This is a genomic window from Agaribacillus sp. DX54, assembly GCF_056858335.1.
Genome location: NZ_JBXEQE010000026.1, coordinates 47379 through 72288 on the forward strand (window position 1 = coordinate 47379; position 24910 = coordinate 72288).

Annotated in this window: 14 protein-coding genes; 4 read left to right on the forward strand and 10 right to left on the reverse strand. The window is 42.8% G+C overall.

What is annotated here, in order from left to right:
* Window positions 1–49 precede the first annotated feature (49 nt).
* Window positions 50–7300, reverse strand: a complete 7251-nt coding sequence (locus AC04NP_RS22490) for an SDR family NAD(P)-dependent oxidoreductase (RefSeq protein ID WP_482862205.1) — start codon at window positions 7298–7300, stop codon at window positions 50–52.
* A gap of 1253 nt (window positions 7301–8553) precedes the next feature.
* On the opposite strand from AC04NP_RS22490, the gene AC04NP_RS22495 reads away from it, so the two are divergent.
* Both AC04NP_RS22495 and porU2 read left to right on the forward strand, forming a co-directional pair.
* A complete protein-coding gene (locus AC04NP_RS22495; RefSeq protein WP_482862206.1) occupies window positions 8554–9624 on the forward strand; it encodes a putative type IX sorting system protein PorV2 in 1071 nt (356 codons plus the stop codon).
* Between the two features lie 58 nt (window positions 9625–9682).
* Window positions 9683–14797 (forward strand): putative type IX secretion system sortase PorU2, encoded by a 5115-nt coding sequence (porU2, locus tag AC04NP_RS22500; protein WP_482862207.1) that lies wholly within the window; start codon window positions 9683–9685, stop codon window positions 14795–14797.
* Between the two features lie 173 nt (window positions 14798–14970).
* On the opposite strand, the gene AC04NP_RS22505 is transcribed toward porU2, so the two are convergent.
* The 9 genes from AC04NP_RS22505 to pdxA form a co-directional block, all read right to left on the reverse strand.
* On the reverse strand, window positions 14971–15693 hold the full coding sequence (locus AC04NP_RS22505) for a head GIN domain-containing protein (protein ID WP_482862208.1): 723 nt from the start codon (window positions 15691–15693) through the stop codon (window positions 14971–14973).
* A gap of 371 nt (window positions 15694–16064) precedes the next feature.
* A complete protein-coding gene (accC, locus tag AC04NP_RS22510) occupies window positions 16065–17414 on the reverse strand; it encodes an acetyl-CoA carboxylase biotin carboxylase subunit (RefSeq protein ID WP_482862209.1) in 1350 nt (449 codons plus the stop codon).
* A gap of 74 nt (window positions 17415–17488) precedes the next feature.
* Window positions 17489–17983, reverse strand: a complete 495-nt coding sequence (gene accB / locus AC04NP_RS22515) for an acetyl-CoA carboxylase biotin carboxyl carrier protein (protein ID WP_482862210.1) — start codon at window positions 17981–17983, stop codon at window positions 17489–17491.
* Between the two features lie 5 nt (window positions 17984–17988).
* Window positions 17989–18552: an elongation factor P gene (gene efp, locus AC04NP_RS22520; RefSeq protein WP_482862211.1), complete on the reverse strand. Its 564-nt coding sequence runs from the start codon at window positions 18550–18552 to the stop codon at window positions 17989–17991.
* A 154-nt stretch (window positions 18553–18706) separates the two neighbouring features.
* The gene (locus AC04NP_RS22525; RefSeq protein ID WP_482862212.1) at window positions 18707–19702 is read right to left on the reverse strand and encodes a beta-ketoacyl-ACP synthase III; all 996 of its coding nucleotides are present in this window, start codon (window positions 19700–19702) and stop codon (window positions 18707–18709) included.
* Window positions 19703–19829: 127 nt separating this feature from the next.
* Window positions 19830–20771: a phosphate acyltransferase PlsX gene (gene plsX / locus AC04NP_RS22530; RefSeq protein WP_482862213.1), complete on the reverse strand. Its 942-nt coding sequence runs from the start codon at window positions 20769–20771 to the stop codon at window positions 19830–19832.
* Window positions 20772–20775: 4 nt separating this feature from the next.
* Entirely contained in the window at window positions 20776–20967 is a 192-nt protein-coding gene (gene rpmF, locus AC04NP_RS22535; RefSeq protein ID WP_482862214.1) for a 50S ribosomal protein L32, read from the reverse strand.
* A gap of 12 nt (window positions 20968–20979) precedes the next feature.
* Window positions 20980–21543 (reverse strand): YceD family protein, encoded by a 564-nt coding sequence (locus tag AC04NP_RS22540; RefSeq protein WP_482862215.1) that lies wholly within the window; start codon window positions 21541–21543, stop codon window positions 20980–20982.
* Between the two features lie 75 nt (window positions 21544–21618).
* Window positions 21619–22665 (reverse strand): 4-hydroxythreonine-4-phosphate dehydrogenase PdxA, encoded by a 1047-nt coding sequence (gene pdxA, locus AC04NP_RS22545; RefSeq protein WP_482862216.1) that lies wholly within the window; start codon window positions 22663–22665, stop codon window positions 21619–21621.
* Window positions 22666–22748: 83 nt separating this feature from the next.
* On the opposite strand from pdxA, the gene rsmA reads away from it, so the two are divergent.
* Both rsmA and mgtE read left to right on the forward strand, forming a co-directional pair.
* Window positions 22749–23525: a 16S rRNA (adenine(1518)-N(6)/adenine(1519)-N(6))-dimethyltransferase RsmA gene (gene rsmA, locus AC04NP_RS22550; protein ID WP_482862217.1), complete on the forward strand. Its 777-nt coding sequence runs from the start codon at window positions 22749–22751 to the stop codon at window positions 23523–23525.
* Window positions 23522–24892 (forward strand): magnesium transporter, encoded by a 1371-nt coding sequence (gene mgtE, locus AC04NP_RS22555; RefSeq protein WP_482862218.1) that lies wholly within the window; start codon window positions 23522–23524, stop codon window positions 24890–24892. The genes rsmA and mgtE overlap by 4 nt, the downstream gene beginning before the upstream one ends.
* The last annotated feature ends 18 nt before the right edge of the window (window positions 24893–24910 follow it).

The following is a 24910-nucleotide window of genomic DNA, read 5'->3' on the forward strand; positions in this document are numbered from 1 at the left end:
TATGGTTCCTGAAAATAAATTCCCTTTTCTAATATAAAACGCTATTACTTTAAATTTTAACAGCCATTCGCTTTTTGTACCGATCAATTGCTTCTTCTAACCTTTTGAATACTAATTCTTTATTTCTGCTGAGGAACCAATGGTCACCCTCCACCATTTCAAGTTCAAAAGCATGGTTGGTTTGGGCTTTCCAGCTTGCTACCTCTTTGATTGTTACCACTTCATCCTTATCAGCCGCAAAGGCCGTGACCGGAAAATCCAGTAAACCTTTGTCCTGATAAGGATAGCTCATAATCAAGGGCATATCCCTTTTCATAACGGGCAATATACTTTTTAAAAAGTCAACATCTTCGATATAATTCAATAACCCGAGCAGTTTTTCTGTCGAATTAGCAGCAACAGCGGTTTCGGTAATGGTTTCAGTTTTTTTCCATGCCTGTGTTAAATGTGGTGCACAAGTGCCTGTGACAAACAAATGTTGAGGTTGGACACCATAGTGTTCTTTGATAAAATGGATTAACTCAAACCCGATAATTCCACCAAAGCTGTGACCGAGCACAATGAATGGCTTATCCAAAAATGGTTTCATGGCCGTTGCCATCTCAGGGACTAGTGTTTCGACCCTTTCAAATGGGGCTTCTTCTGACCGGTTTTCCCTGCCGGGCAATTGATAAGCGAGCACTTCGGTATTGGCTGGCGGATTATAAAGGAAATGCCCGAACATCGAGGCCCCGGCACCAACAGGATGTATGCAGAAAATGCGGAAGTTGATTTCATCGCCGTCCTTATGCCGGCTTTTCATAAACCACTTGCCCACATATTCAATTCCTTCGGGTGCTTCCATCTTTCCGTTGCCATTATTATCAGCATTTTTACCTTGGTTATTTTCACTGGTGAGGTCTGTTAATAACTGGCCTGCTAGTTGGTGTATGCTAGGGCCTTTGGCAATTCTCATCAGCGGATAATTCAGCCCCAGGGTTTGCTGTATCCAGTTACGAAGCTGGTTAAGCATCAATGAGTCGAGTCCCATACCGGTTATGGGTTTATCCACCGTAACTTTTTCCGTTGACACACCCAGAATTTTTGCCAGCGAAGCAACGATATTGTTGGTGAGCAATGACTCTTTTTCTTCATTGTCTGCTCCCCTGATTTTGTCTACCAGAGAGCCCTTATCTTGTTGTCCTTTATTTTTCAGCAAAATTTCGTTTATGATGTCGCTGAACCTCGAATCTTTTGATAAATGGGGAAAAGAATCCTTGAATCTTAACCAATCCAGGTTGGCCGCCATTCTCTGAACAGGATTTTGCATCATTATGGTCCCGATCTTTTCAGTTACCTCTTTCAGGGTAAGCGGTATCCAGCCCTGGTTAAATAACACTTTAATTAAATTGCCCCCTTCACCGGATTTCGTCATCCCGGCATAATCATCCAATACGCCCAGGTTAATGGATGAGCCGACCATTCCCTGGGATTGCCGATATAATGCAAGTCTGTCCAGAAAATTATTGGCCGATGAGTAGTTGGCCTGTCCGGGCCATCCGATGACAGATGAAACCGAGGATAACATAATAAAAAAGTCCAGTTCATCACCCTGCGTACCCATATGTAAATTCCAGGCCCCTTTAACCTTGGGATTAAATACGCGCATAAATTGCTTGATGTCGGTATTTGGGATCGTGGCGTCATCCAAAACGGCAGCGCTGTGGATGATTCCTTTTAATGGGGGCATGGATTCCCTGATAATATTTAGCGTGAGCTGAATTTCCTTTTGATTGGCAACATCTGTCTTCATCAGGTGAACGTTTACACCGTTGGCTTGCATAGCGTCTACGATTTCATAGTCCCGATCGTATTTGCAACCACTCCGGCTTAACAAGGCGAGGTGCCTGGCACCATTATCGGCCAGCCATTTTGCCAGGATCAACCCAAATCCACTGGCCCCTCCGGTAATCAGGTAAGTGGCATTGGCTTCGATGGTAAGCTCTGTAGGAGGGGATAAGGATATAATGGATCGGTCCATGGTTATTACCCGTTTCATCTGTCGGGAGCCAGGGGCACTCTCTCCCGGGAATTTTGTAAATTGATGCACAGGGTGGACAGGTACGGCCTTACTCAACTGATCTTCATGAAGGGACCATTGCCCCACGGTATTCAGCAAATCTTTACATATCTCAGGCTTATGCTGCAATATGGTATCCAGGCTGATATGATGAAAAGAAATGTTTAATTCACCGGGTACGGAAAGTTTGATATTTGAAATCTGGTCTGCTTCCGGGTTTAAATCTACAATTCTGGCAAACGGCCTCAGGTTTTTTCTGACCATTTCCGGTACATCGCCGTTGGCAATCACTAGTTTTATTCCCTTTCCATGGGTTAGTGCCAATAGTTTTTCTGCAGGGTTATCTTCATGAGGGTTGACAAACAAAACCGGCTCCATCAACTTTTGGAATGATTTATCCTGGTACTGTTGACCGATTGTGATGGCTTTAATACCCAAATTACGAGCCACCTCAATCGCAGCCAATGCTGTTATAGAGAGAGGTGACCGGATAAAAACAAAGTCATCTTTTTTTAATTCACCCAGGTATTTCAGCCCATAAAGGGCGGAGAACAATGGTTTATATAATTTGACTGCATCAGCGAATGACCAACCTGCCGGTTTAGGTATTACCAAATCTTCCCGCGCCCTGATAACTCCACCAATTACATTTTTTCCAAACACCATAACCTCATCTCCCTCCTTGAGCCGTTTTACATTTTTTCCGGTTTTTGTCACTACGCCGGCAAATTCGTTTCCGGTCAATAGAAAACCTGGTTGATCGGTTAGCTGTGTATCGTTGACCCCGGCTGCCAATACGGAGACCTCAAGTTCATGATCCCGGAGCACGGGGCGGCTGATCTTTCTGAAAAACACATCAGCCAGACTTTTATTACTGCTTGTTTCCAGGACAAATGCGGTATTGCGTGCATTGATTTCCTTTTGCGCCTGGTTTTCAGCATAACCCTGATCAACAGCGATGAGCTTTCTTGTGTATTGCCGGTCATTTCTCAGTGCGATTTCGGAAAAATTTATGTCACCACCACCTTTTGCGACGAGATGATTATACAGATTCCCGATTTCCTGATCATCAGGAAATTCGCTGAGGTCAATGATAGAAACTTTGGTGAATGGGTATTCATTGAGCATTACCCGGCCTAACCCATATACAGCGGACTGGTTGACGTTGACCTTGTCGTTGGGTAATACCTTTTCGGTAGCCTGAACTACGACTGTCAGTGCCGGCTCACTTTCCGACCTGATAACAGCCTGTAGAAAACACAACATGGCACCAGTGAGCGATTTTTGCTGGTTCTCCAACTGAGTATCTGATAGGTATGGATTGAATTGGGTATCCATCGGCCAGAGATAGGCTATTTTTTCAACCTTGTTATTTTGATTGACCTCCAGGAACAACCTGTCCAAATCTTCCGGACTATCAGGGTTAATTTCGTAATGGCAATCATCAACTTTTTTAAAGTCTTTTGCTTTGGTAACCCACAAGGCTGATTGATTGCTATCTCTGAAGCGGGCTACAATTTTTTTGCCTAACTCCCCCTGGCTAAGGAATATTAATGGCGGTGCGGTTATCGATTCGTCCGGAGGGTCTGGTTGCCCCACATTTTCATGCCAGATATAATCATAAAAGCCGTCATAAACACCAATATTTCTTTCCCCTCGCGAACCTTCTATATAAGTACATTCCAGTCCTTGCAGCTCCGCGATTACCATGCCTTTTGCATCTAGTATGGCGTAATCGGCTCTCAATGTATCGGGTGAGGCTTCCTTTACCTTTACATAACACCAGACTTTTTCCGGCACCTGCTGATAAATTTTATACTTCCGCAAAAATGCCGGTAAATATATACCTGCCTGATCCCCATCTGTTGCCCAGTGGGCTGCATACTCGAGTATATGCAGGCAAGAATCCAGTAACGCGGGATGAAAATGATACTTATCGATACCATATTGCAGATTTTCATGTAAAGCTACCTCACCCAGCAAAGACATATCAGAGGACCATAACTTTTGCACTCCGCGAAATGTTTCCCCGTAATGCAAACCATTTTGTTTTAGTTCCAGGTAAAAGCCGGAAACGGAAACAGGATTACTGACTTCACTTTTTATTTTGTCAATATCGAGTTGTTTTATGCCGGGGCTTTCATTTTCAAAAACCATTTTACCTTTAGCATTCATTATCCAGTTTGATCCCTCTGTATCCTGCTTGCTGAAAATTCTGAATCGATGGTCATGTGAAGAAATTTCAAGTTTGGTTTCAGAAGCAGCGTCTTCGTCAGGAATAAATAAGGCTTTGTCAAAAACAATGTTTTCTACATGTGAAAAGCTTTCAGGAAACGAAGACCGGCCTGCTGCTGTAGCCACTTCCAGGTGCCCTGTGCCAGGAAAAACCATTGCCCCGTCAACCTGGTGGTCTTTCAGATACGGGTGTGCCCCGGCACTCAACGGCAGGCTCCACAGTATTTGACCGGGATCAGAGATCATTTGCGTGTTTTCCGGCAAAAACGGATGGTTGTCTTCGCCTAGCCTTTTGCGTTGATGCGTTTTGGTTTCAAACCAATAGGACCGGTGCTGCCAGGGGTAGGCCGGTAACTTCACAAATTTCGCCTCTTTTGAAAACAAATGGTCAGTTTTGACCGTGAAGTTCCGGGTAAACAGTGCAGCCAGTGATCCCATAGAGACTATATCCTCGTCCTCGCCCCTTCGCATTGAAGGAACAATCACCGGGTTGTGGATTTTGTTTTCTTTTAACAGTTCCAAAGCGCCATTGGTTAAGACCGGGTGTGGTGCGATCTCAATAAATGTGTTGTATCCATCATTAATCATAGACTGCAAAGCATCGGTGAAAAATACAGGCTCTCTGACATTTTTGTACCAATAATCACTATTCAGGTGTTTGCCATCTTCCTGTTTTCCAGTTACCGTAGAATAAAGTGGCACCTTGGCTTCAGTTGGCTGAAGGTGCTGCAGGGAAGCAATTAACTCATCTTTTAACGATTCCATATGATGACTGTGAAAAGGCACATTCACCCTGAGGAAACGATGGAATATATCCCGATGGTCCAAATCTTCAGCAATTGAATCCAAAGGTTCGGCATCGCCCGAAAGTGTGACTATATTTGGACCGTTGATAGCGGCCACCGATACGATTTCAGTATGGCCATTGATTAAATCTTTTGCTTTGTTGTAAGGTAATCCTACAGCCAACATTTTTCCCTTATCGGAGGCCTTATTCTGGCCTCTGCTTCTGTGATAAATCACCTCGACCGCCTGTTCGAGCGAAAGCGCCCCGGCCGTGTACGCGGCTGCCACTTCACCAATGGAATGACCCACACAACCCGCTGGTATCACTCCCCTTGACTTCCACAATTCCGCCAAAGCAATCTGGATGGCCATAATGGCTGGTTGGGCAATGTTGGTTTCCCCGATCCTTGAATTGGTTTCATCTTTATGCATTTCCTCAAGCAGCGACCAATCGGCCATTTTTGAAAATAATGTATCTGTTTTCAGTATTATCTCCCTGAACAATGGGGAGGTATGCATTAACTGTTGCCCCATTGCGAACCATTGCGGTCCCTGACCGGAAAAAATAAATCCGATTTTATGGTTCTTGGAGAGGTTTATCTGGCCGGTATGCATACCAGGCCTTTCTTCACCCCTCAAAAACGCACCGAGCTTGCCAATCAGGTCTTCCTTTGTTTTTACAGCCATAGCCAGCCGGTAAGGATGCCACGACCGTCTGCACATCGATGAAAAGCAAATGTCTTCTAAAGAATCTCCTGATTTTTCTATGAAATCAATGTAGTTCTTCACATGCTCCTTAAGTGCCTTGCTACTGCGTGCGGTGACAGCAAACAGATGGATTACAGAATCCTGGGCCTGACCATTGTGCCTGGAAACTTCGGCAGCGGGCCTGTAACCTTGCATCACAACATGGGCATTGGTTCCACCCGCACCGAATGAGTTTACACCAACAATGGCCGGTTGACCATTTTCCGGCAGTTCTTGTAATTCCGTTGATACTTTAAGCTTATAATCTGCAAATGGAATATTTGGATTAGGTTTCAAAAAATGCAGATTTTTTGGTATTTGTTTGTGCTTTAGAATCAGGCTTAACTTAATCAATCCGGCTACTCCTGCCGCTGCCTCCAGATGGCCAACGTTAGTCTTTACAGAACCGATGATACACTCATTGCCTTCTTTCCGCCCTTTGCCAATGACATTGCCAAATGCGTTGGTTTCAATGGGATCTCCTACCGGGGTCCCGGTTCCGTGTGCTTCTACATAAGCAACCGAGGCCGGATTCACACCGGCATTGGCATAAGCGTTTTCCAGCATGTCCGTTTGGGAAGAAAGGCTGGGAACAGTAAACCCGCTTTCAGTGTATCCATCCTGATTCACGGCAGTACCTAAGATAGTTCCATAAATCTGATCGCCGTCGGCTATAGCCTGTGAGAGTGGCTTCAGGATAACAATTCCACAGCCCTCGCTTCTGACATAACCGTTGGCTCTGCTATCAAAAGATTTACAATAACCGTCAGGAGATAAAAAATTACCCTTTGACATCATAATGGATGTTTCAGGCCGTAGAATCATGTTTACACCACCTGCTATAGCCTGCTTGCTTTCGCCGGTCCATATACTTTGACATGCCATATGCACTGCTACCAGGGACGAAGAGCAGGCGGTGTCTATCGTTACACTCGGCCCCTTTAAATTAAATGTGTAGGATAGTCTGTTGGCAATGGCCGTCAAAATTACGCCCATGGAGACATGCGGACTGAGATGATCTTTTTGTTCGCTGGCTGCCTGTATGTCCCAGTAGTCATTGGTAAAGACACCTACATAAACAGCCGTTTTAGAGCCGGAAATATCCTCCGGTTTTATGCCAGCATCTTCGAAAGCTTCATAGGTAACTTCCAGTAAAAGCCTTTGCTGTGGATCGATCCTCTCTGCGGTTTTAGGGTATATACCGAAAAATTCTGCATCGAATTTATCTATTTCATCGAGAAATCCACCTTTTTTCGTTTTTATTTTTCCCGCCTTATCCGGGTCAGGATCATAAAATGCGTTTACACTCCAGCGGTTGGCAGGAACATCGGTAATAGCATCTATACCCTTCTTCAAACCCTGCCAGAATTGACTCGGCCCATATATGCTACCCGGGAATCTGCAGCCTATTCCAACCAAAGCAATAGGTTCCCTCGATTTCAGTTTTTCCGATTCTTTCTTTGCACTTTTCATAAAATAAAGTTTTAAGAATTACATAATATACTTTATTCCCCATCAGGTAATGAGGTAAATTCATGGTCATACCATTAACCTGCATCATTTACAGGCAATAAGCACGTTGAATGTAATTGGTCTTTTAATAGGAAGGATAATAACTATCAAAGGATCCTTTCTCTGTCGTTTTTAACTGGATAAGAAGAGTTCAGTCTTTCCGATTACTTAAACTAAATTGTTAACACTTTAATAAATTAATAATAATATCGATGTTTAAGTTAAAATAATCTCACACTATTCGCATGCTTAAGTTAGTGTTTAATAGTTAGGGAAATCGTACATCATACGTTAAGATACTTACATGAGTAAGATTTTTGACAAAAAATAACTGTTTATATTGAGAATAGCCAAATTAACTATCGCCACGAATTTTCAGACATGTATTTTTAGGGTTTAAATGAAGTTTAGTTTAAATATGTTTTTACGATATCACTTAAATAATGTCGTAAGAGTAAACAAAGCTCAATTTTTTTCATGTACTTATTTTTTGAATACTATTGATTTTTGCTTTATTATCCGGAAAAAATAAAAAAATAAGTAAGCTTGTACTAAACCAAGATTAAGGGATACTAGAAGAGATTCTTATATTATTGATAGTATTTTCAATGAAAAAAGGCACATCTGGATTCAGTCAGGCGTTTATGCTTGGAATAGTTCAAATTTAAATAATTGTTAATTTTTTCACAGTAATCCAAGTTTTCTTCATGAAAATGGCTATTTTGATTTAATTTACTCAATATTGTGCTGGTATGATTGACATGTTCGATTTTTTTTACTACAAAAAATTTAAATTGTTAATTTTTCATTTTAAAGAATGAATATTTCGATAGTTGTAAGGATTGGCGTCCACGCTTTGGACCGTATCTGTTGATTATCAGGGAGAAATAGCATTTTTCTAATAGTTGATCTATTCACAGATCGTATTTGTTGGCTATGGAATAACGATCATACTAAACGTTAAAAAATTGATAATCAATTGGCTACGTTGATTTAGTCATACTATGACTGCAAATTTATAGTATGGCTAAATAATAATCAGGGGGTAGTCAGGCGGTAATTGCATTATGAAATATCAAGGATCGCGAAATTTTCCCATACTCTAAAAAATAGCTTTGAATTTATCTTTTTCATTACCTTGTATTTTATTAACCGAATTATTACTGGAATTGAAATTAAAATATTAATAATTTAGGTTTTTATTGAGCAGTTGAATGAAGAAGGTATTAATTCATCTGACCGTTTTTATTGTAACAATCCAAATTGTTTATTCTCAGGCGGTTAGTCCAAAATTTAGTAATGAATTTCTCTCTATAGGCGTCGGTGCCAGGGGTTTGGGAATGTCAGGGACACAGGTGGCCAATGTTAAGGATGTGACATCGGGTTACTGGAATCCTGCCGGCTTATCAGGTATTGAAAGCAAATACGAATTTGCGTTGATGCATGCCGAATACTTTGCGGGAATTGCCAAGTATGACTACGCAGCATTTGCTACTGCCATCGACACTTCAAGTCATCTGGCTATTTCGGTGATTCGCTTTGCAGTGGACGATATACCGGATACCAGGTTTTTATATAATGCCAATGGGGCTATTGATTATAATAATATCCGGTTTTTCTCCTCCGCGGACTATGCTTTCATATTTTCCTATGCCAGGGAAATGGGTTTTCTGCCCGGCCTTAATATGGGAGCCAATTTCAAAGTAGTTCATAGAAACGCCGGTGACTTTGCCAATGCCTGGGGCTTTGGCCTGGATGTGGGAGCCCAATTGGAGAGAAACGGGTGGCAGTTCGGGGTCATGTTAAGGGATATAACCGGAACCTTCAATGCCTGGAGCCATAATTCAGAGCTGGTTTTTGATATTTTTACCCAAACCGGCAATGAGATTCCCGAGAACTCAATTGAGATTACGCTGCCAAAGGCCATTTTAGGTGTATCGAGGTATTTTCAGATCAAAGAAAAATTTGGCCTGCTGGCATCCACCGACCTGGTATTTTCATTTGACGGACGAAGAAATGTTATCTTAAAATCGGATTTTGCTTCTATGGACCTCAATGCAGGAATGGAACTGAACTACCGTGAAATCGTCTATTTCCGATTAGGGGTAGGCAATATTCAGGAAGTAAAAGATTTTGATGAATCCACCTATACCAGCTTTCAACCTAATTCCGGGCTTGGTGTTAAAATTAACAATGTGATGATAGATTATGCTTTAACCGATATCGGGGATCAGTCTGAGTCGTTATACTCGCACGTATTTTCTTTAAAAGTGGGTTTGAATTAACATGGGGTTAAGATACTTCTTGATGGGGATGGTTGTCGATAGTTTGAAATTTTGGCGTATGTATAACTTTACCTTAGGTTTTCAGACAAGGTTTTCGCTGTGTATGATTTCAATTTCGGCTTTGTTCTTTTGGGCAAACAACCTGCAAGCACAAATCTATGGTAATGAGTGGATCGACTTTAATCAAACGTATTATAAATTGACGGTTGCCGAAAATGGGATTTACCGGTTAACTTTCAACAATCTGGTAGATGCCGGATTTCCTGTTAACGCAGTTGATCCGAGACGAATTCAGATTTTTCACAGGGGTGTGGAACAGGCCATCAGGATCGAGGGGCAGGAGGATGCTAATTTTGACGCCGGTGATTTTATAGAATTTTATGGTCAGGCAAATGATGGTACACTTGACACAGAACTTTATTTAGCACCCGGAGATCAACCACATACTTTTTACAACCTGTTTTCAGACGCTTCGGCCTATTTTTTAACCTGGAAGCTTAGCCCGGCCAAGGGCAAAAGGATGCCCTTTTTTTCAGAGAATAACGTAAGTGGTATTCCAGCCGAAACAGATCATAGCAATGAAATTCTGGACGTATACACGGATCAATATTCAAGAGGGAGGACATATCCCGAAGGTGGAAACAACAGCAAAACCTGGTTGGCACAATTTGATATGGGAGAGGGATGGATCGGACCGAACATACAACTCGGTCAATTCCGGGATTTTTCCTTTAATCTTACCAACAGTAATCAGGCCGGGTCCAAACCGAAGTTAAATTTACTACTGGTGGGTAATAACAACCGGGAGCATCATGTGAGTATATTGGTCGGGCCTAACGCCGGGTCCATGAGAACCTTAACAACTGCCGAATTTAATTTTTATCGCAAATATTTATTACTGGAGGAGCTGGCATGGTCTGATGTAGGCGCTGATGGCGCGTTGATTGTGAGGGTTTCAGTTTCTCCGGAGGGCGGCCCGGATGTTGTCGCTCCCGGCTTTATTAAGATAACCTATCCTCAGAATTTTGACATGGCGGGAGAAAATACCAAAATTTTGAACCTGGCAAACAATCCTTCCGGAAAGTCTTATGTGGAAGTGACCGGCGCACCGGCACAGGTCGATCTTTATGACATTACCGGTTTAAGCGATATCAGGAGAATTGGATTCAATAATCAGTCAGGTCTTTTGGATTTTGTGGTGGATAACAGCGTCTCAGGCAGAAAAATTCTCGTCAATGCCAACGGATTTTTATCCCCCAACATCCAAAAAATAAATTTTCGCGCCATTGATCCCTCCGATCATGATTACATCATCATTTCTCATCAGGACTTGCGCCAACCAACATCAGCGGTAGACGATCCGGTTGAGAACTATGCAGCATACAGGGCCTCGCTGGCAGGAGGGGAATTCGATACATTACTGGTTAACATTGATCAGCTTTACAACCAGTTCAGCTATGGCGAGCAAACACCATTGGCCATCCGGCGATTTGCAAATTTTATGTTGCAGTCGGGAAATCTCCGGTACATATTTTTAATTGGTAAGGCTTTATCGCTGGAAACCAGGATCAGGCGTACCAATGTTTACTACCGAAAGTCTCCTCAATCATTTTCGTTGAGTAACCTGGTGCCCACCAGCGGTGTGCCTGGTTCAGATGCAGCGCTTATTGCCGGGCTTGGTGGTAACGTCGACCTGGCGCCTGTGCCTATCGGCCGTTTAAATGCGCGTGAACCTGAGGAAGTATTGGTATATCTTAACAAAGTCATTGAGATGGAAGCAGTTCCTTTTGATGATCTCTGGAGGAAAAACATCATTCACTTAAGCGGTGGACAAACCGCATCGGAGCTGGTATTGTTTGCCGGTTTTGTAGATAGGTTTAAAAATATAGCCGAGGATGTTTATTTGGGAGGGAAAGTATCGACAATCAACAAAAGCGATAATAGTGTAGTGCAGCTTTTTAATATTTCCGAGCAAGTCAATAAAGGAGTTTCTTTGATCACATTTTATGGGCACTCGTCCGCATCGGTCACTGATATTGAAATCGGAAATGTGTCTAACGAATTGATGGGCTATAATAACAAAGCAAGATACCCTGCCATCCTGGTGAATGGTTGTGATGCGGGGGACATCTTTAACACTTTTTTTACCTTTGGCGAGGATTGGATATTCACCCCTGGAAAAGGTGCATTGAATTTTATGGCCCATAGCACCACTGGTTTTGTTAGCCAGCTTAAAAATCACACTAATATATTTTACAGCACTGCCTATGGCGATTCGACCTTTTTCGGTCAGTCCATCGGAAATATTATCGTTGAAACCAATAAAAGGTTTTTGGAGAACTTTGGTAACTCCAAGGCAAATATTACACAATCGCAGGAGGTTATTCTACAGGGTGACCCGGCCATAAAGCTTTTTGGGGCAAGTCAGCCGGATTTTTCTGTAAAAAAGGAGGATGTCTTTTTCCAATCTGTGGATGGGGGAGAAGTTACGGCGGCAGATGAAACGCTTCGCATAGGTATTATTGTGGAAAACTATGGACGGGTCAGCACTGATTCCATCGCCATTAATGTAAACAGAACCTTGAGTAACGGTGTCAATTTTAACTATGATACTTTAAAATTTGCACCGGTTTTTTATCAGGATACAATTTTTTATGATGTTCCAATGGGTGGTAACGCATTTGGCGATAACTCCTTTGAGATACAGATAGACGCAAGGAATCTTGTGCCGGAAATGAATGAGGGTAATAATACTGCTTTTACTACGTTTTTTATTCCTTTATCCGGTACGGCCAATATATTGCCGCACAATTATGGCGTCATTAATTCACAGCCTGTTATGCTTATTGCGCAGTCGACAGATCCCTTTTCTGAAACCAGGTTGTTTTTGTTTGAAATTGACACAGTAAGTACCTTCGATAGTCCCTTTAAAAAGACCCACTCGGTAGAAGCCAGGGTAGTTGCCCGTTGGCAGACTGATTTGCTGGGAGATGTTCCGGCCCATGATAGCACAGTATATTATTGGCGCACCAAATTTGCCAACCCTCAGCCGGGTGAAGAGGATAGCTGGTCGGAGAGCTCCTTTATTTATATAAAAGATAGCCCCGAAGGGTGGTCTCAGACAAGGTTTGATCAGTTTTCAGAGGCTGTGGTTACCGGTCTGGACAGCAATGAAACCACCCAATCCTGGCAATTTAAGGAAAGCCAAACCAGTCTTGAGGCGGTTACCTATGGTGAACTTCACCCTGATAGTAATCCTGTCAATATAAAATTAACCGTACAGAATATTCCCTTTATTATCAGCAGTCCTGGCAATAGAATTTGCAGGAATAACAGTATGAATGCCCTGGCTTTTGACCATCAGACCGGATTGCCCTATGTGGTGTTATCGTTTACCAACAGGGATGTATCGGATTTAAGGCGTTGTGGCCGGTTACCACAATTGATTAATAATTTCACCAACTCCGATATAGTCAATAACCTTTTCATGGATCAATATATAGACGGCGTATCGACTGATGACTATGTGTTGATGATGTCTCTGGGTTCCGTATCTTACAACACCTGGCCAGCTACTACCATAGCAAAAATGGAAGAAATAGGTGTTGCCAGCGCTACCATTTCGGCCATGCAGGCCGGAGAGCCCCTAATCATTTTAGGCAAAAAAGGAGCCGCACCGGGTACAGCCACTGTAATTACTGCCGACGGCGCGTCTGCTATACCTGCCAACGAACAGCAGATTTCCCTGAATGAGATGCTTCTTTCAAAATTCAAGCAGGGGTCTATCGGCTCTACCCTAATCGGCCCTGCATTAAGCTGGAATAACTTTGTGAACAAAGTCAAGATTTCAGAGCAGCCACAAACGGACCTTTTTGATTTTGACATATATGGGATTGACTTATCGGGTAATGAGACCAAACTGTTTGACAATATACAGGCTGATGAAATAGACATGACCGGAATAGATGCGACAGCCTACCCCTTCCTGAAAATAAGATATGATATCAAAGATGAAGTAAACCTTACCCCCTCTCAGTTAAAATCCTGGCAGGTATTTTATGAGCCGACTCCCGAAGGAATCCTGTACCTAACGGAGGAAGCTATGGAAAACTTTGACAGCGACAGGCAGGAAGGGGAGTCGGTTGAGACGGATTTCATCTTTGAGAACATCTCCACCAGGCAGTTTACCGACTCATTGACAGTGAGCTATTCTTTGTTTAATCAAAGTAATAGATCCGCCACCGAGTCAAGCTTTAAAATAAATGAACCGGCGCCGGGACAGGCGACCCCATTTCGACTATCTCTCGACACGAATGATAAGGCAGGAAAAAATAATCTGAATGTATTTGTCAACCCCAGGTTGGAAGTAGAGCAAAGCTATAACAACAACATTATTGACATCACCAATGCGTTGATTGTTAATAAAGATACGATTAATCCTATCATTGATGTGGTTTTCGACGGAATTTACATTTTAGACGGTGAGATAGTTTCTCCCAGTCCGCTTATATCCATTTCTTTGAAAGATGAGAACAAAACCTTGCTGAAAAAAGATACGGTGGGTATAGCCGTTTTTCTGGGTGTTCCATGCCAGGATTGTACGCCGGATGATGGTTGTCAGAATTGTGAATTCACTAAAATAAATTTTTCTGATCCGACTGTGCGCTACTTTGAAGCTACTGAAAATTCGGACTTTAAAGTTGAATATCAGCCGGAACAACTGGAGGATGGCCTGTATACCCTCCTGGTTCAGGCAGCCGATGCCAGCGGAAATCAGTCTGGAATAGAACCCTACAAAATCAGGTTTGAGGTGATCAATGAGTCAAGTATTACCAATTTTTACCCCTATCCAAACCCATTTTCTACCAGTACCAGGTTTGTATTTACGCTAACCGGAAGCGAGATTCCGGATCAGATTAAAATTCAGATCATGACGGTTACCGGCAAAATTGTCAGGGAAATTACGCAAAATGAGTTGGGGGCCATAAGGGTGGGAAACAATATTTCAGACTTTGCGTGGGATGGAAGGGATGAGTTTGGTGATCAACTGGCCAACGGTGTGTACTTGTACCGGGTAATCATGGGTGGGAATGCCGCTGACATAAAAAAACGTGAAACTGCTGCCGACAAGGCCTTTAAAAAAGGTTTCGGTAAGTTATACCTGCTTAGGTAAAATCCGTTACTTTCCCATCTGGCGCATGCGTCCCGTGGCTGTTGCACAACTTAAGACGGTGCTTGTATTTTTATTTTACAGGCGAAAATCTCCGTGTCTCTTTGTGTCTTGGTGCCTCCGTGGTGAAAAGTGGTTAACCACCAAGACACACAAAGGGGACTCGGTGGTGGTGGTCAGTTGTCTTCAAATATCCTTCCTGACCCGGAGATGGCGGAGCTGACTGAAGGGTTGCCCCTGTAGAAAACAGATCCGCTTCCGGAGATTTTTACATCCAGTTTTTGTTCCACAGTCACCTCACACCGGCCCGAGCCGGAAATGCTGACGTAGGCTTCATCACTCCTCAGGCCAAAACTATTCACCCGGCCCGACCCTGAAATCCGGATATCCTGAAAGGTGCGCTTACCCGTTAACCTGACGTTCCCCGATCCTGTGATTTTGTATTCAAGATTACCCACCTCCATATCGGCTTTGATATCCCCGGAACCTGTAATGGACATATTCAGGTCATCACTTTCCCAGATGTTGTCACTAAAAATACCACCTGATCCCAAATTGGCAATACTTCTGATAGCCGGCATGGTGATAAATATATCTACATCCCCACCTTTCAAACAATACCGGCTTTCTATACTCAATGCATCGCCGTCAACTGTTGTACGGATTTCATCTACCACATCTTCTCTACCTTCTATGGTCACTTGGTAAGGTTCGCCTTGAGCAATGTGCACATTGGCACTGATGCCATTGTATACACTGTTAAAACCGGTGACGTTTCTTTCTACCCGGACGTTAGGACCGTTTCCACGGATACAATCATGGAAATGGTTGTCGCAAGCGGTAATCAGAAAAAATAATCCTGTCAGGGTTAGGTAATAGTTTCTGTTTTGCGTTTTCATGCAACTTACATTGGTTAGTAAATAACTGTATTTTACTACCAAAGACAACCTGATACCCGGAAGGTTACCATTGGTTGGCTTTTTAAAATTGGGGCGCTTCTGAGGGCTAAATACGTTTTAAATGGAAGGTATAAACGGAGCTGGACGAAAAACTTAATGTCCATGCCATAAAATATATATGGATTCATGGCTGGCAGTTACTGAGAACTGTCAACACACGCTTAGCATTTCCGTTCATCTCAACTACCGGTAAGTTCCTGTCTTCCGGCTACGCACAACGGGCATGATTGGATGTAGGATCCGGGGAAAGCCCCATCCTTTTTACAAAGCACGAGGATAGATCTTAAATCCTGATTTATTCTTCTCCTGATTTATTCTTCGATCTGGCTCAGGTCGAAAGTATTCATAAAGGCGGTGGTAAACTTGCCTGATTGAAATTGTGGGTCTTCCATCAGTTTAATGTGAAATGGGATGGTGGTTTTAATACCCTCGATAACAAACTCTTCCAGGGCCCTCTTCATCCTTACAATAACTTCTTCTCTTGTTTGTGCGGAGACAATCAATTTCGCAATCATAGAGTCATAATTCGGTGGAATGGTGTAGCCAGCATATACGTGGCTGTCTACTCTCACTCCCTGACCTCCCGGAAGATGCAGGTTGGTGATTTTCCCCGGGCTTGGCCTGAAATCCCTGGCAGGGTCTTCTGCGTTGATGCGGCACTCCATGGAGTAGAGATGTGGATAATAATTTTTACCAGAGATTTCAATACCGGCGGCCACTTTAATCTGCTCTTTGATAAGATCAAAGTCGGTTACCTGCTCGGTAATAGGGTGCTCCACCTGAATCCTGGTGTTCATTTCCATAAAGTAAAAATCCTTGTTTTTGTCGACCAAAAACTCAACAGTTCCGGCACCCTCATAGTTGATAGCTTCGGCCGCTTTAACAGCGGCCTTGCCCATTTGATCGCGCAGCTTTTTGGTCATAGCAGGCGAGGGAGTCTCTTCCACCAGCTTTTGGTGCCTCCTTTGTATGGAGCAGTCTCTTTCCGAAAGATGGCAGGCCTTACCGGTTTTATCACCTACTACCTGGATTTCGATATGCCTCGGTTCAACAATAAACTTTTCAAGATATAAGCCATCGTTGCCAAAGGCCGCCCCTGCTTCCATCCGGGCATCGTCCCATGCTTTTTTAAATGCTGTTTCATCCTTAACGATGCGCATTCCTTTTCCGCCGCCACCTGCGGTGGCTTTAAGCATTACCGGATATTTGATTTTTTTGGCGATCGCCATGCCTTCTTCCACTGTTTCCAACAATCCGTCCGAACCCGGTATGGTAGGAACACCTGCTTTTTTCATGGTTTCTATGGCGGTAGCCTTATCGCCCATTTGGTTGATCATTTCTGGCGATGCGCCGATAAACTTGATATTGTGTTCCTGACAAACCCTTGAAAACTCGGCATTTTCAGCCAAAAAACCATATCCCGGATGAATGGCATCGGCATTGGTAATTTCTGCCGCTGCGATGATCTGAGGGATGTTCAAATAGGAAAGGTTGCTCGGAGGAGGGCCTATACACACGGCCTCGTTGGCAAATCTCACATGCAAACTATCTTTGTCCGCCGTTGAGTAGATGGCCACCGTATCGATTCCCATTTCTTTACAGGTTCTGATGATTCGAAGGGCTATTTCTCCTCTGTTGGCAATTAGTATTTTTTTAAACACCTTATAATTCTTTTTACAATTACACTACGGCCAATGCATTGAACCGGCCTATAAACTGATAAAGGCTTCTTGATTTAAGAAGGGTCGATAAGGAAAAGCGGTTGATCATATTCTACCGGAGAGGCATTTTCAATCAAAATTTTAACTACGGTTCCCGATACTTCCGATTCAATTTCATTAAAAAGCTTCATGGCCTCCACGATGCACACCGTCTGTCCGGTAGCTACTTTATCACCTACGTTGACAAAAGCGTCGGAGTCAGGATTTGCGGACCGGTAAAATGTACCGATCATGGGTGATTTTATAGTGATATAATTACTTTGGCCCCCTTGTTCAACAGCCTCCGGCGTTGGTGCGGCTGGTTGAGTCTCACTTTCCGGAGCAGGGGCCACATGGTTTTGTGCAGGCGGTACCGAAGTGATTGCTGCTGCGCTGGTTTCTATAATTCTTGTTTTGGGTTCTGCGGTTTTTCTGACTTTGATCTTGTATTCTTCAGTTTCTATATTTACCTCATCAAGCCCGGACTTTGCAATGAAATCTAATAGGTCTTGTAATTCTTTCGCTTTCATAATACTTATTTTACGCGTTCCGAGTAGGAACCTGTTCTTGTATCTACTTTAATAACCTCGTCCTGATCTATAAAAAGTGGTACCTGGATTTCTGCACCGGTTTCGAGTGTCGCGGGCTTGGTGGCATTGGTGGCGGTGTCTCCTTTCAGCCCTGGTTCCGTATAGGTGATTTTCAACGTTACAAATGGTGGTAAATCACAGTTAAGCGGACTCTCCGTTTCCGCGTGGAATAGTATTTCCACTTCCTGTCCATCTTTCATCAATTCATGGGCACTAATCAACTCTTTTTGAAGTGTGACCTGTTCAAAGGTGCTACTATCCATGAAGTGAAATCCGAGATCGTCTTTGTACAGAAATTGATGTGGCCTGCGTTCAATCCTGGCGGTGGTAACTTTTACCCCGGCGTTAAAGGTATTTTCTATAACTTTTCCGGTATTCAGACTTTTCAGCTTTGTTCTGACAAAAGCCGGTCCCTTTCCTGGTTTTACGTGTTGAAATTCGACAATCGTATATAAATCCTGATTGAATTCAATACACAAACCATTCCTAAAATCTGCAGTTGTTGCCATTTAAAATAAATTTAAGCTAAGTTACAAATCAAATAGACAAATGAAACATCCCTATCCATTTTTTCAGAAATTCTATCAAAAGAAATAAAGTAATATTTAAGAAATGTTAAAAATATTTTACAAGGTAATTTTCTTTGATTTGTTAGGTGATCAATTAAGTGTCATAGCCCCATTTTAAGTATACTGAGCCCCATGTGAAGCCGCCACCAAAGGCTGAAAGTATTAGATTATCCCCTTTTTTAAGATTGGATTCATAGTCAAAGAGGCAAAGTGGTATGGTACCACTGGTGGTGTTTCCATATCTGTGGATGTTTAACATTACTTTTCCATTGGTAATGCCCATTCTATTGGCAGTTGCATCGATGATTCGCTTGTTGGCCTGATGTGGTACCAACCAGGAAACATCTTCGGGTTTCAGGTTATTTTTTTCCATGATTTCGGCCGAAACGTCTGCCATGTTGATCACAGCAAATTTAAAAACTGCCGCGCCTTCCTGATATACGAAATGCTGCTTTTCTTCAATCGTCCGATGGGTTGCCGGTCTTCTGCTGCCTCCGGCTTTCATGTGCAGATGTGGCTCCCCTGACCCGTCGGATCGCAGGATAGAATCCAGCACACCATAACCTTCTTTGCTTGGTTCCAACAGTACAGCCCCTCCACCATCTCCGAAGATGATACAGGTAGTTCTGTCTTCGTAATCTATGATCGAGGACATTTTATCAGCGCCTACTACTATTATTTTCTGGTATTTTCCTGTTTCAATAAACTGCGCACCGGTACTTAATGCATACAGAAATCCTGAGCACGCTGCCTGCAAATCGTAGCTGAAGGCATTCACCGCCCCCACCTGATTAGCTATGATATTGGCAGTGGCTGGAAAAAGCATGTCAGGTGTAGTCGTGGCGCAAATGATGAGATCAATATCTTCAGCCCTGGTACCGGTTTTTTCCAATAAACCCTTTACAGCATGTACCCCTATCACCGATGTCCCCTGGTCCTGTCCCTTCAGGATTCTTCTTTCCTTGATTCCGGTTCTTGTGGTAATCCATTCGTCACTGGTATCGACCATGGTCGTTAATTCCTCATTGGTCAAAACGTAGTCAGGGACCCAGCCGTGAATACCTTTGATAGCGGCAGTAATTTTACTCATTCCTAAATTTTTAAAATTAAACCTCTCAGAATTTTTGCATTTAAAAGGTAAACTAAAAATATTTTTACAATAATAAAATTAATGAGGGTGCCAGCATAAGGCCTTCAGGCTTTAAGTTCTACAGGTTTTAGGCTCCCAAACTCTCTTTAATTTTAAGGTGTATATTGGATTTTGCCATTTTATGAGCCTGTAACAGCATGTTTTTAATGGCCGTGGGACTAGACACTCCATGACCTATGATTACGTTACCATTGACACCCAATATAGGACTGCCACCAATCGCTTCGTAGTTAAATTTGTCGAAAAAAGGATCCAGTAAATTTCTTTTTTTCAGTAAGTCATAAATTGACTCTGCAAATTTCAGAATAACATTTCCGGTGAAACCATCACAAACGATGACATCCGTTTTATCATTAAAAACGTCTCTTCCCTCGATGTTGCCGATGAAGTTCACCTTTTTGTCAAGTTTAAAAAGCTGAAATGCAGCCTGGGTAAGCAAGGTGCCTTTTTGTTCTTCTTCGCCCAGATTCATCAACCCCACTTTGGGGTTGTCAATGTGAAAAACGTGCTTTGCGTATATGGAACCCATTTCACCAAACTGCACCAGCACGTCAGGCTTGCAGTCGGCGTTGGCACCTACATCCATGAGGACACCATAGTCACCGTTTTCCTTAGGTACAAAACCCGCTATTCCGGGACGAATAATGCCCTCGATTGTTTTGATAGTAAACATAGCGCCAACATGCATGGCTCCGGTATTTCCGGCACTGCAAAAGGCATTTACTGCTTTTTCTTTCAGCAACCCAAAACCTACGGCAATACTTGACTCCGGTTTTTGTGTCAGTGCCCTGGTCGGATGTTCGCCCATGTGAATTACATCGTTGGCGTTGAACACCTCGAGTAAGGAGTCATCTATGCCCTTCTCTCTAATTAAAGGATTGATGATGTCCTTTTTACCAATCACGACAATACGGGAATCGGGCGGCATTTCATCAATGGCTAACCTTACCCCCTCCAGGGTTGCTTCAGGGGCAAAATCTCCACCCATTGCATCTAAGGCAATCCTCATATATCTATACCAATACCTCTTTTTCCATTACCACTTTTCCTTTGTAATAGAGCTTACCTTCGTACCAATGAGCTCTGTGAGGCAAATGCATTTCTCCGGTGGCAGGACAAATCACAAGGTTTTTTTCTGTAGCCTTGTAGTGTGTTCTACGCTTGTCCCTTCTGGCTTTTGACGTTTTTCTTTTAGGATGCGCCATTGTTTCTTAATTTTATCGTTTAATATTTTTTAATTCAATTAGTTTTTTCCATCGTGGATCGATATCGTCCTCATTCATTTGCTCCGGATCGACGATACCTTCGCCTGCAGATTCACTGGCTTCGGACGAATAAACCAGGCTATCCCCATCTTCCTCCGCATCCATAAATCGGGGATGCAGTTTTTTCATGGGTAGGGCCAGGCTAATGAATTCGTAAATATATTGCCCCAAATCAATCCTTTCGGTTTGCCTGGTAATTTGTATCATAAAATCATCCAGTTCCTTTTCCTCATGGCCAAATTTGAAAATCAGCTTAGGATCGAGTGCCACCGGATAATCAAATTTTTCCAGGCTCCGGTCGCAGGTCAGCTCTACGATGCCATCAATATGTATACTGACCTCAATAAAAGTCTCTGATTTGCTGAGAGAAACCTTGATTGTAGCCCTACCTTTGTTGATAAAACTATCTTCAAAGCTTTGAAAGAATCGATCGTCTATTGCAAAATCATAATCATAGGATTTGTTTTGCAAATTAAATATGTCAATGTACAATTTCTTTACTTCATACGCTCCCATACCCTTAGAAATTAAGACCGCAAATTTAAAAAGATAATTATAATTTTAAAAAAATAATGTGAGCTACCTGGCAACTCAATTAACCGTTGCAGCACCTTCCATTCTTTTTTTGGTAATGTCAAGTGCCAAAAACAAGGCGTGTAACATAGAGTCTTCACTGGCTTTATTTTTTCCGGCAATACTATAGGCGGTTCCGTGGTCAGGCGAGGTTCTTACCACCGGGAGTCCGGCTGTATAATTTACACCCTCATCAAAGGCCAGTGTCTTAAATGGGATCAGACCCTGGTCATGGTACATGGCCATGACCGCATCGTACTTTTTATGCTCCATTTTTCCGAAAAACCCGTCGGCCGGAAATGGTCCGAAGACAAGGCTCCCCTTCTTTTTGCACGCATTGATAGCCGGGATGATGATCTCTCCCTCTTCACCCCCCAGCAGTCCGTCTTCTCCCGCATGGGGATTGAGACCCAGCACGGCAATCTTGGGTTTCGAGATGCCAAAATCCTTTTTCAGGCTTTTATGCAGGAGGTTGATTTTACTGTCAACCACCTCTTTGGTAAGGTTTTTTTTGACATCACCCAGGGGAATATGACTGGTCACCACGCCGATTCTTAATTGATCACTCACCAGTAACATCAGACTGTCTTCGTTGTCAGTATTGAATTTACTGGTAAGGTATTCGGTATGTCCGACAAAATTAAAACTTTCACTCTGAATGTTCTTTTTATTGATGGGCGCCGTCACTAGAGCTTGTATTTTTCCTTCTTTCAGGTCATTAGTGGCGGCTTCAAGGGCCAGATAGGCGTATTTTCCACCTTCGGAAGTAACCTGGCCGGGTTTTAGCTCAACGGTTTCCTGCCAGCAATTTTTCACATTGATTTTTTTTGTGTGTATGTCAAAATTATTGTTGACAGGATGGTGATTAAATGGCTCGAGGCCCATTATTTTCCTGTAATAAGATAAAACTTTTGTCGAGCCATAAACAACAGGTGTTACCATTTTCAGCAACCTGTTATCAGCCAGGGATTTAATGATTATCTCCGCGCCGATGCCATTGAGGTCACCTATGGTAATGCCAATTACAGGCTTGTTTTTATTGACTGTTTGTGCAGTTTTATCCATTTTATCAAAATTGAAAGTTAAACCGTCTATTGAAATATTATTACCTTAGAATTTGGTTTGCAATTTATAGAGATTTGAATAATATGACTAAAGTGAGGCCGAAAAAGTATTTAGGGCAACATTTTTTAAAGGACTTGCAGGTAGCGGAAAACATCGTCAATGCCCTTACTTTTTCGCCACCTTATCAGGATATCCTGGAAATTGGGCCTGGTATGGGTGTTTTAACTGGTTTTCTTCTAAAAAGGGCGGAGGTGAATACCTATGTAATCGATATAGACAGGGATTCTGTCAAATACCTCGAACAAAACTTTCCAGGGTTGAAGGAACGGGTCATTCAGGGGGATTTTTTGAAATGGAATCCAGCGACCGTTTTTCAAAATAAATTTGGGATCATTGGAAACTTCCCCTATAATATTTCGTCCCAGATTTTTTTCAGGATTCTGGCGTTCAAAAACCAAATTCCGGAAGTGGTTTGTATGGTGCAACATGAAGTGGCCAAAAGAATTGCTTCTCCACCTGGCAGTAAGGCGTATGGCATTCTCAGTGTGTTGCTTCAGGCTTTTTATCATGTAGACTATTTATTTGTTGTGGAGCCCGATGTATTCCAACCCCCACCGAAAGTCCGGTCGTCCGTATTGCGTTTTCAAAGAAACGAGGTGGTGCAATTACCATGTGATGAGGATCTCTTTAAAAAGCTGGTAAAAGCAGGATTTCAAAATCGGCGAAAAACATTGCGGAACGCTTTAAAAAGGATAAATTTGCCGGAGAAAATTCGTGACCTTTCTATTTTGGATAAAAGGGCCGAGCAACTTTCTGTTGATCAATTTATTTCCCTAACTCAAAAAATCGAGGAATCTTGAGCCTATCTGTGCAATTTGAACTTTCTAAGGAATATCTCGAGAAATTAAAGCTGGCTATTGAACAAGATGATGGAGCCTTTGTCCGGGAAACTATGGAAGGTGTAAATCCCGCCGATATATCGGCAGTTTTGGAAGAATTTAATGCTGAAGAGTCCAAATATGTACTGGATCAGCTAGATACCGGGGTAGGCGCCCAGATTATCAGCGATCTTGACAATGACACAAGAAAGGAGTTTTTAAAAGTTTTCGGGCCGGAAGAAATCGCAAAATACATTGCCATCATAGATTCTGACGATGGGGCAGACATTCTCAATGAGCTTCCTGTCAAAGACCGGGAAAAGATCATTGCCGGCCTTGATCATGAAGAAAAAGTGTCCTACCTGTTGGATTTACTAAGGTATGAAGAAGATACGGCGGGAGGATTGATGGCCAAGGAACTGATCAAAGCCAATATTAACTGGACAGTGATCCAATGTATCGATGAAATAAGGCGCCAGGCGGGAAATGTGGAAAAGATTTATTCAATGTACGTGGTGGACGACCGGGATAAGCTGTTGGGCAGGGTTTCTTTGAAAAAGATTATACTCTCCGACGATGCAACCAGAATAGCTGATATATATTCCGATGACATTATTTCGGTACAGACCTTTATGGAAGATACCGAGGTAGCGTCCTTGATGCAAAAATATGATCTGGTTGCTGTTCCTGTGGTCAACCTGCAGGGCAAGCTGGTAGGGAGGATTACCATCGACGATATTGTAGACGTTATTACGGAAAGCGCTGAACAGGAGCGGCAAATCATGTCGGGTATATCTGAAGACGTGGAAGAGGATGATAATCTTTGGGTGTTAACCCGCGCACGGCTACCCTGGCTGATTTTTGGGTTGTTCGGGGGATTACTGGGGGCTAAAGTGATCGGTTTTTTTGAAGCAGATATCAGAAGGATTACTGAAATTGCTCTTTTTATACCGCTCATCATGGCCACAGGGGGTAATGTTGGTATTCAGTCTTCATCCATTATTGTACAAAGCCTTGCCAGCCGCTCAGTGTTTGAGGAAACTACACTGAGGAGGCTTTTTAAAGTGCTGATAGTTGCTTTGGTCAATGGCCTCGTGCTTGGCATTGTGGTATTGGGCATCAGTTACTGGATCCTGGAATGGGAGAATCTGAAATTTGCGGTAGTCGTTTCCATAGCCCTTTTTTGTGTGGTATTGCTGGCCTCTTTTATGGGCACTGCCACTCCGTTGCTGTTAAATAGGTTTAATATCAATCCAGCCCTTGCTTCCGGCCCTTTCATCACTACCGCCAATGACATTCTGGGGTTAGGGGTATATTTAGTTGTTGTACGTTTGTTTTATACCATTTAACGCTGCCAATCAGGATTT

What these genes read in the sequence shown, in the direction of transcription:
- efp (WP_482862211.1), bottom strand. Translation starts at nt 18,552, where the DNA reads ATGGCAACAACTGCAGATTTTAGGAATGGTTTGTGTATTGAATTCAAT.
- AC04NP_RS22495 (WP_482862206.1), top strand. Translation starts at nt 8,554, where the DNA reads ATGAAGAAGGTATTAATTCATCTGACCGTTTTTATTGTAACAATCCAA.
- accB (WP_482862210.1), bottom strand. Translation starts at nt 17,983, where the DNA reads ATGAAAGCGAAAGAATTACAAGACCTATTAGATTTCATTGCAAAGTCC.
- AC04NP_RS22490 (WP_482862205.1), bottom strand. Translation starts at nt 7,300, where the DNA reads ATGAAAAGTGCAAAGAAAGAATCGGAAAAACTGAAATCGAGGGAACCT.
- rsmA (WP_482862217.1), top strand. Translation starts at nt 22,749, where the DNA reads ATGACTAAAGTGAGGCCGAAAAAGTATTTAGGGCAACATTTTTTAAAG.
- porU2 (WP_482862207.1), top strand. Translation starts at nt 9,683, where the DNA reads ATGTATAACTTTACCTTAGGTTTTCAGACAAGGTTTTCGCTGTGTATG.
- plsX (WP_482862213.1), bottom strand. Translation starts at nt 20,771, where the DNA reads ATGAGGATTGCCTTAGATGCAATGGGTGGAGATTTTGCCCCTGAAGCA.
- AC04NP_RS22505 (WP_482862208.1), bottom strand. Translation starts at nt 15,693, where the DNA reads ATGAAAACGCAAAACAGAAACTATTACCTAACCCTGACAGGATTATTT.
- AC04NP_RS22540 (WP_482862215.1), bottom strand. Translation starts at nt 21,543, where the DNA reads ATGGGAGCGTATGAAGTAAAGAAATTGTACATTGACATATTTAATTTG.
- rpmF (WP_482862214.1), bottom strand. Translation starts at nt 20,967, where the DNA reads ATGGCGCATCCTAAAAGAAAAACGTCAAAAGCCAGAAGGGACAAGCGT.
- AC04NP_RS22525 (WP_482862212.1), bottom strand. Translation starts at nt 19,702, where the DNA reads ATGAGTAAAATTACTGCCGCTATCAAAGGTATTCACGGCTGGGTCCCT.
- pdxA (WP_482862216.1), bottom strand. Translation starts at nt 22,665, where the DNA reads ATGGATAAAACTGCACAAACAGTCAATAAAAACAAGCCTGTAATTGGC.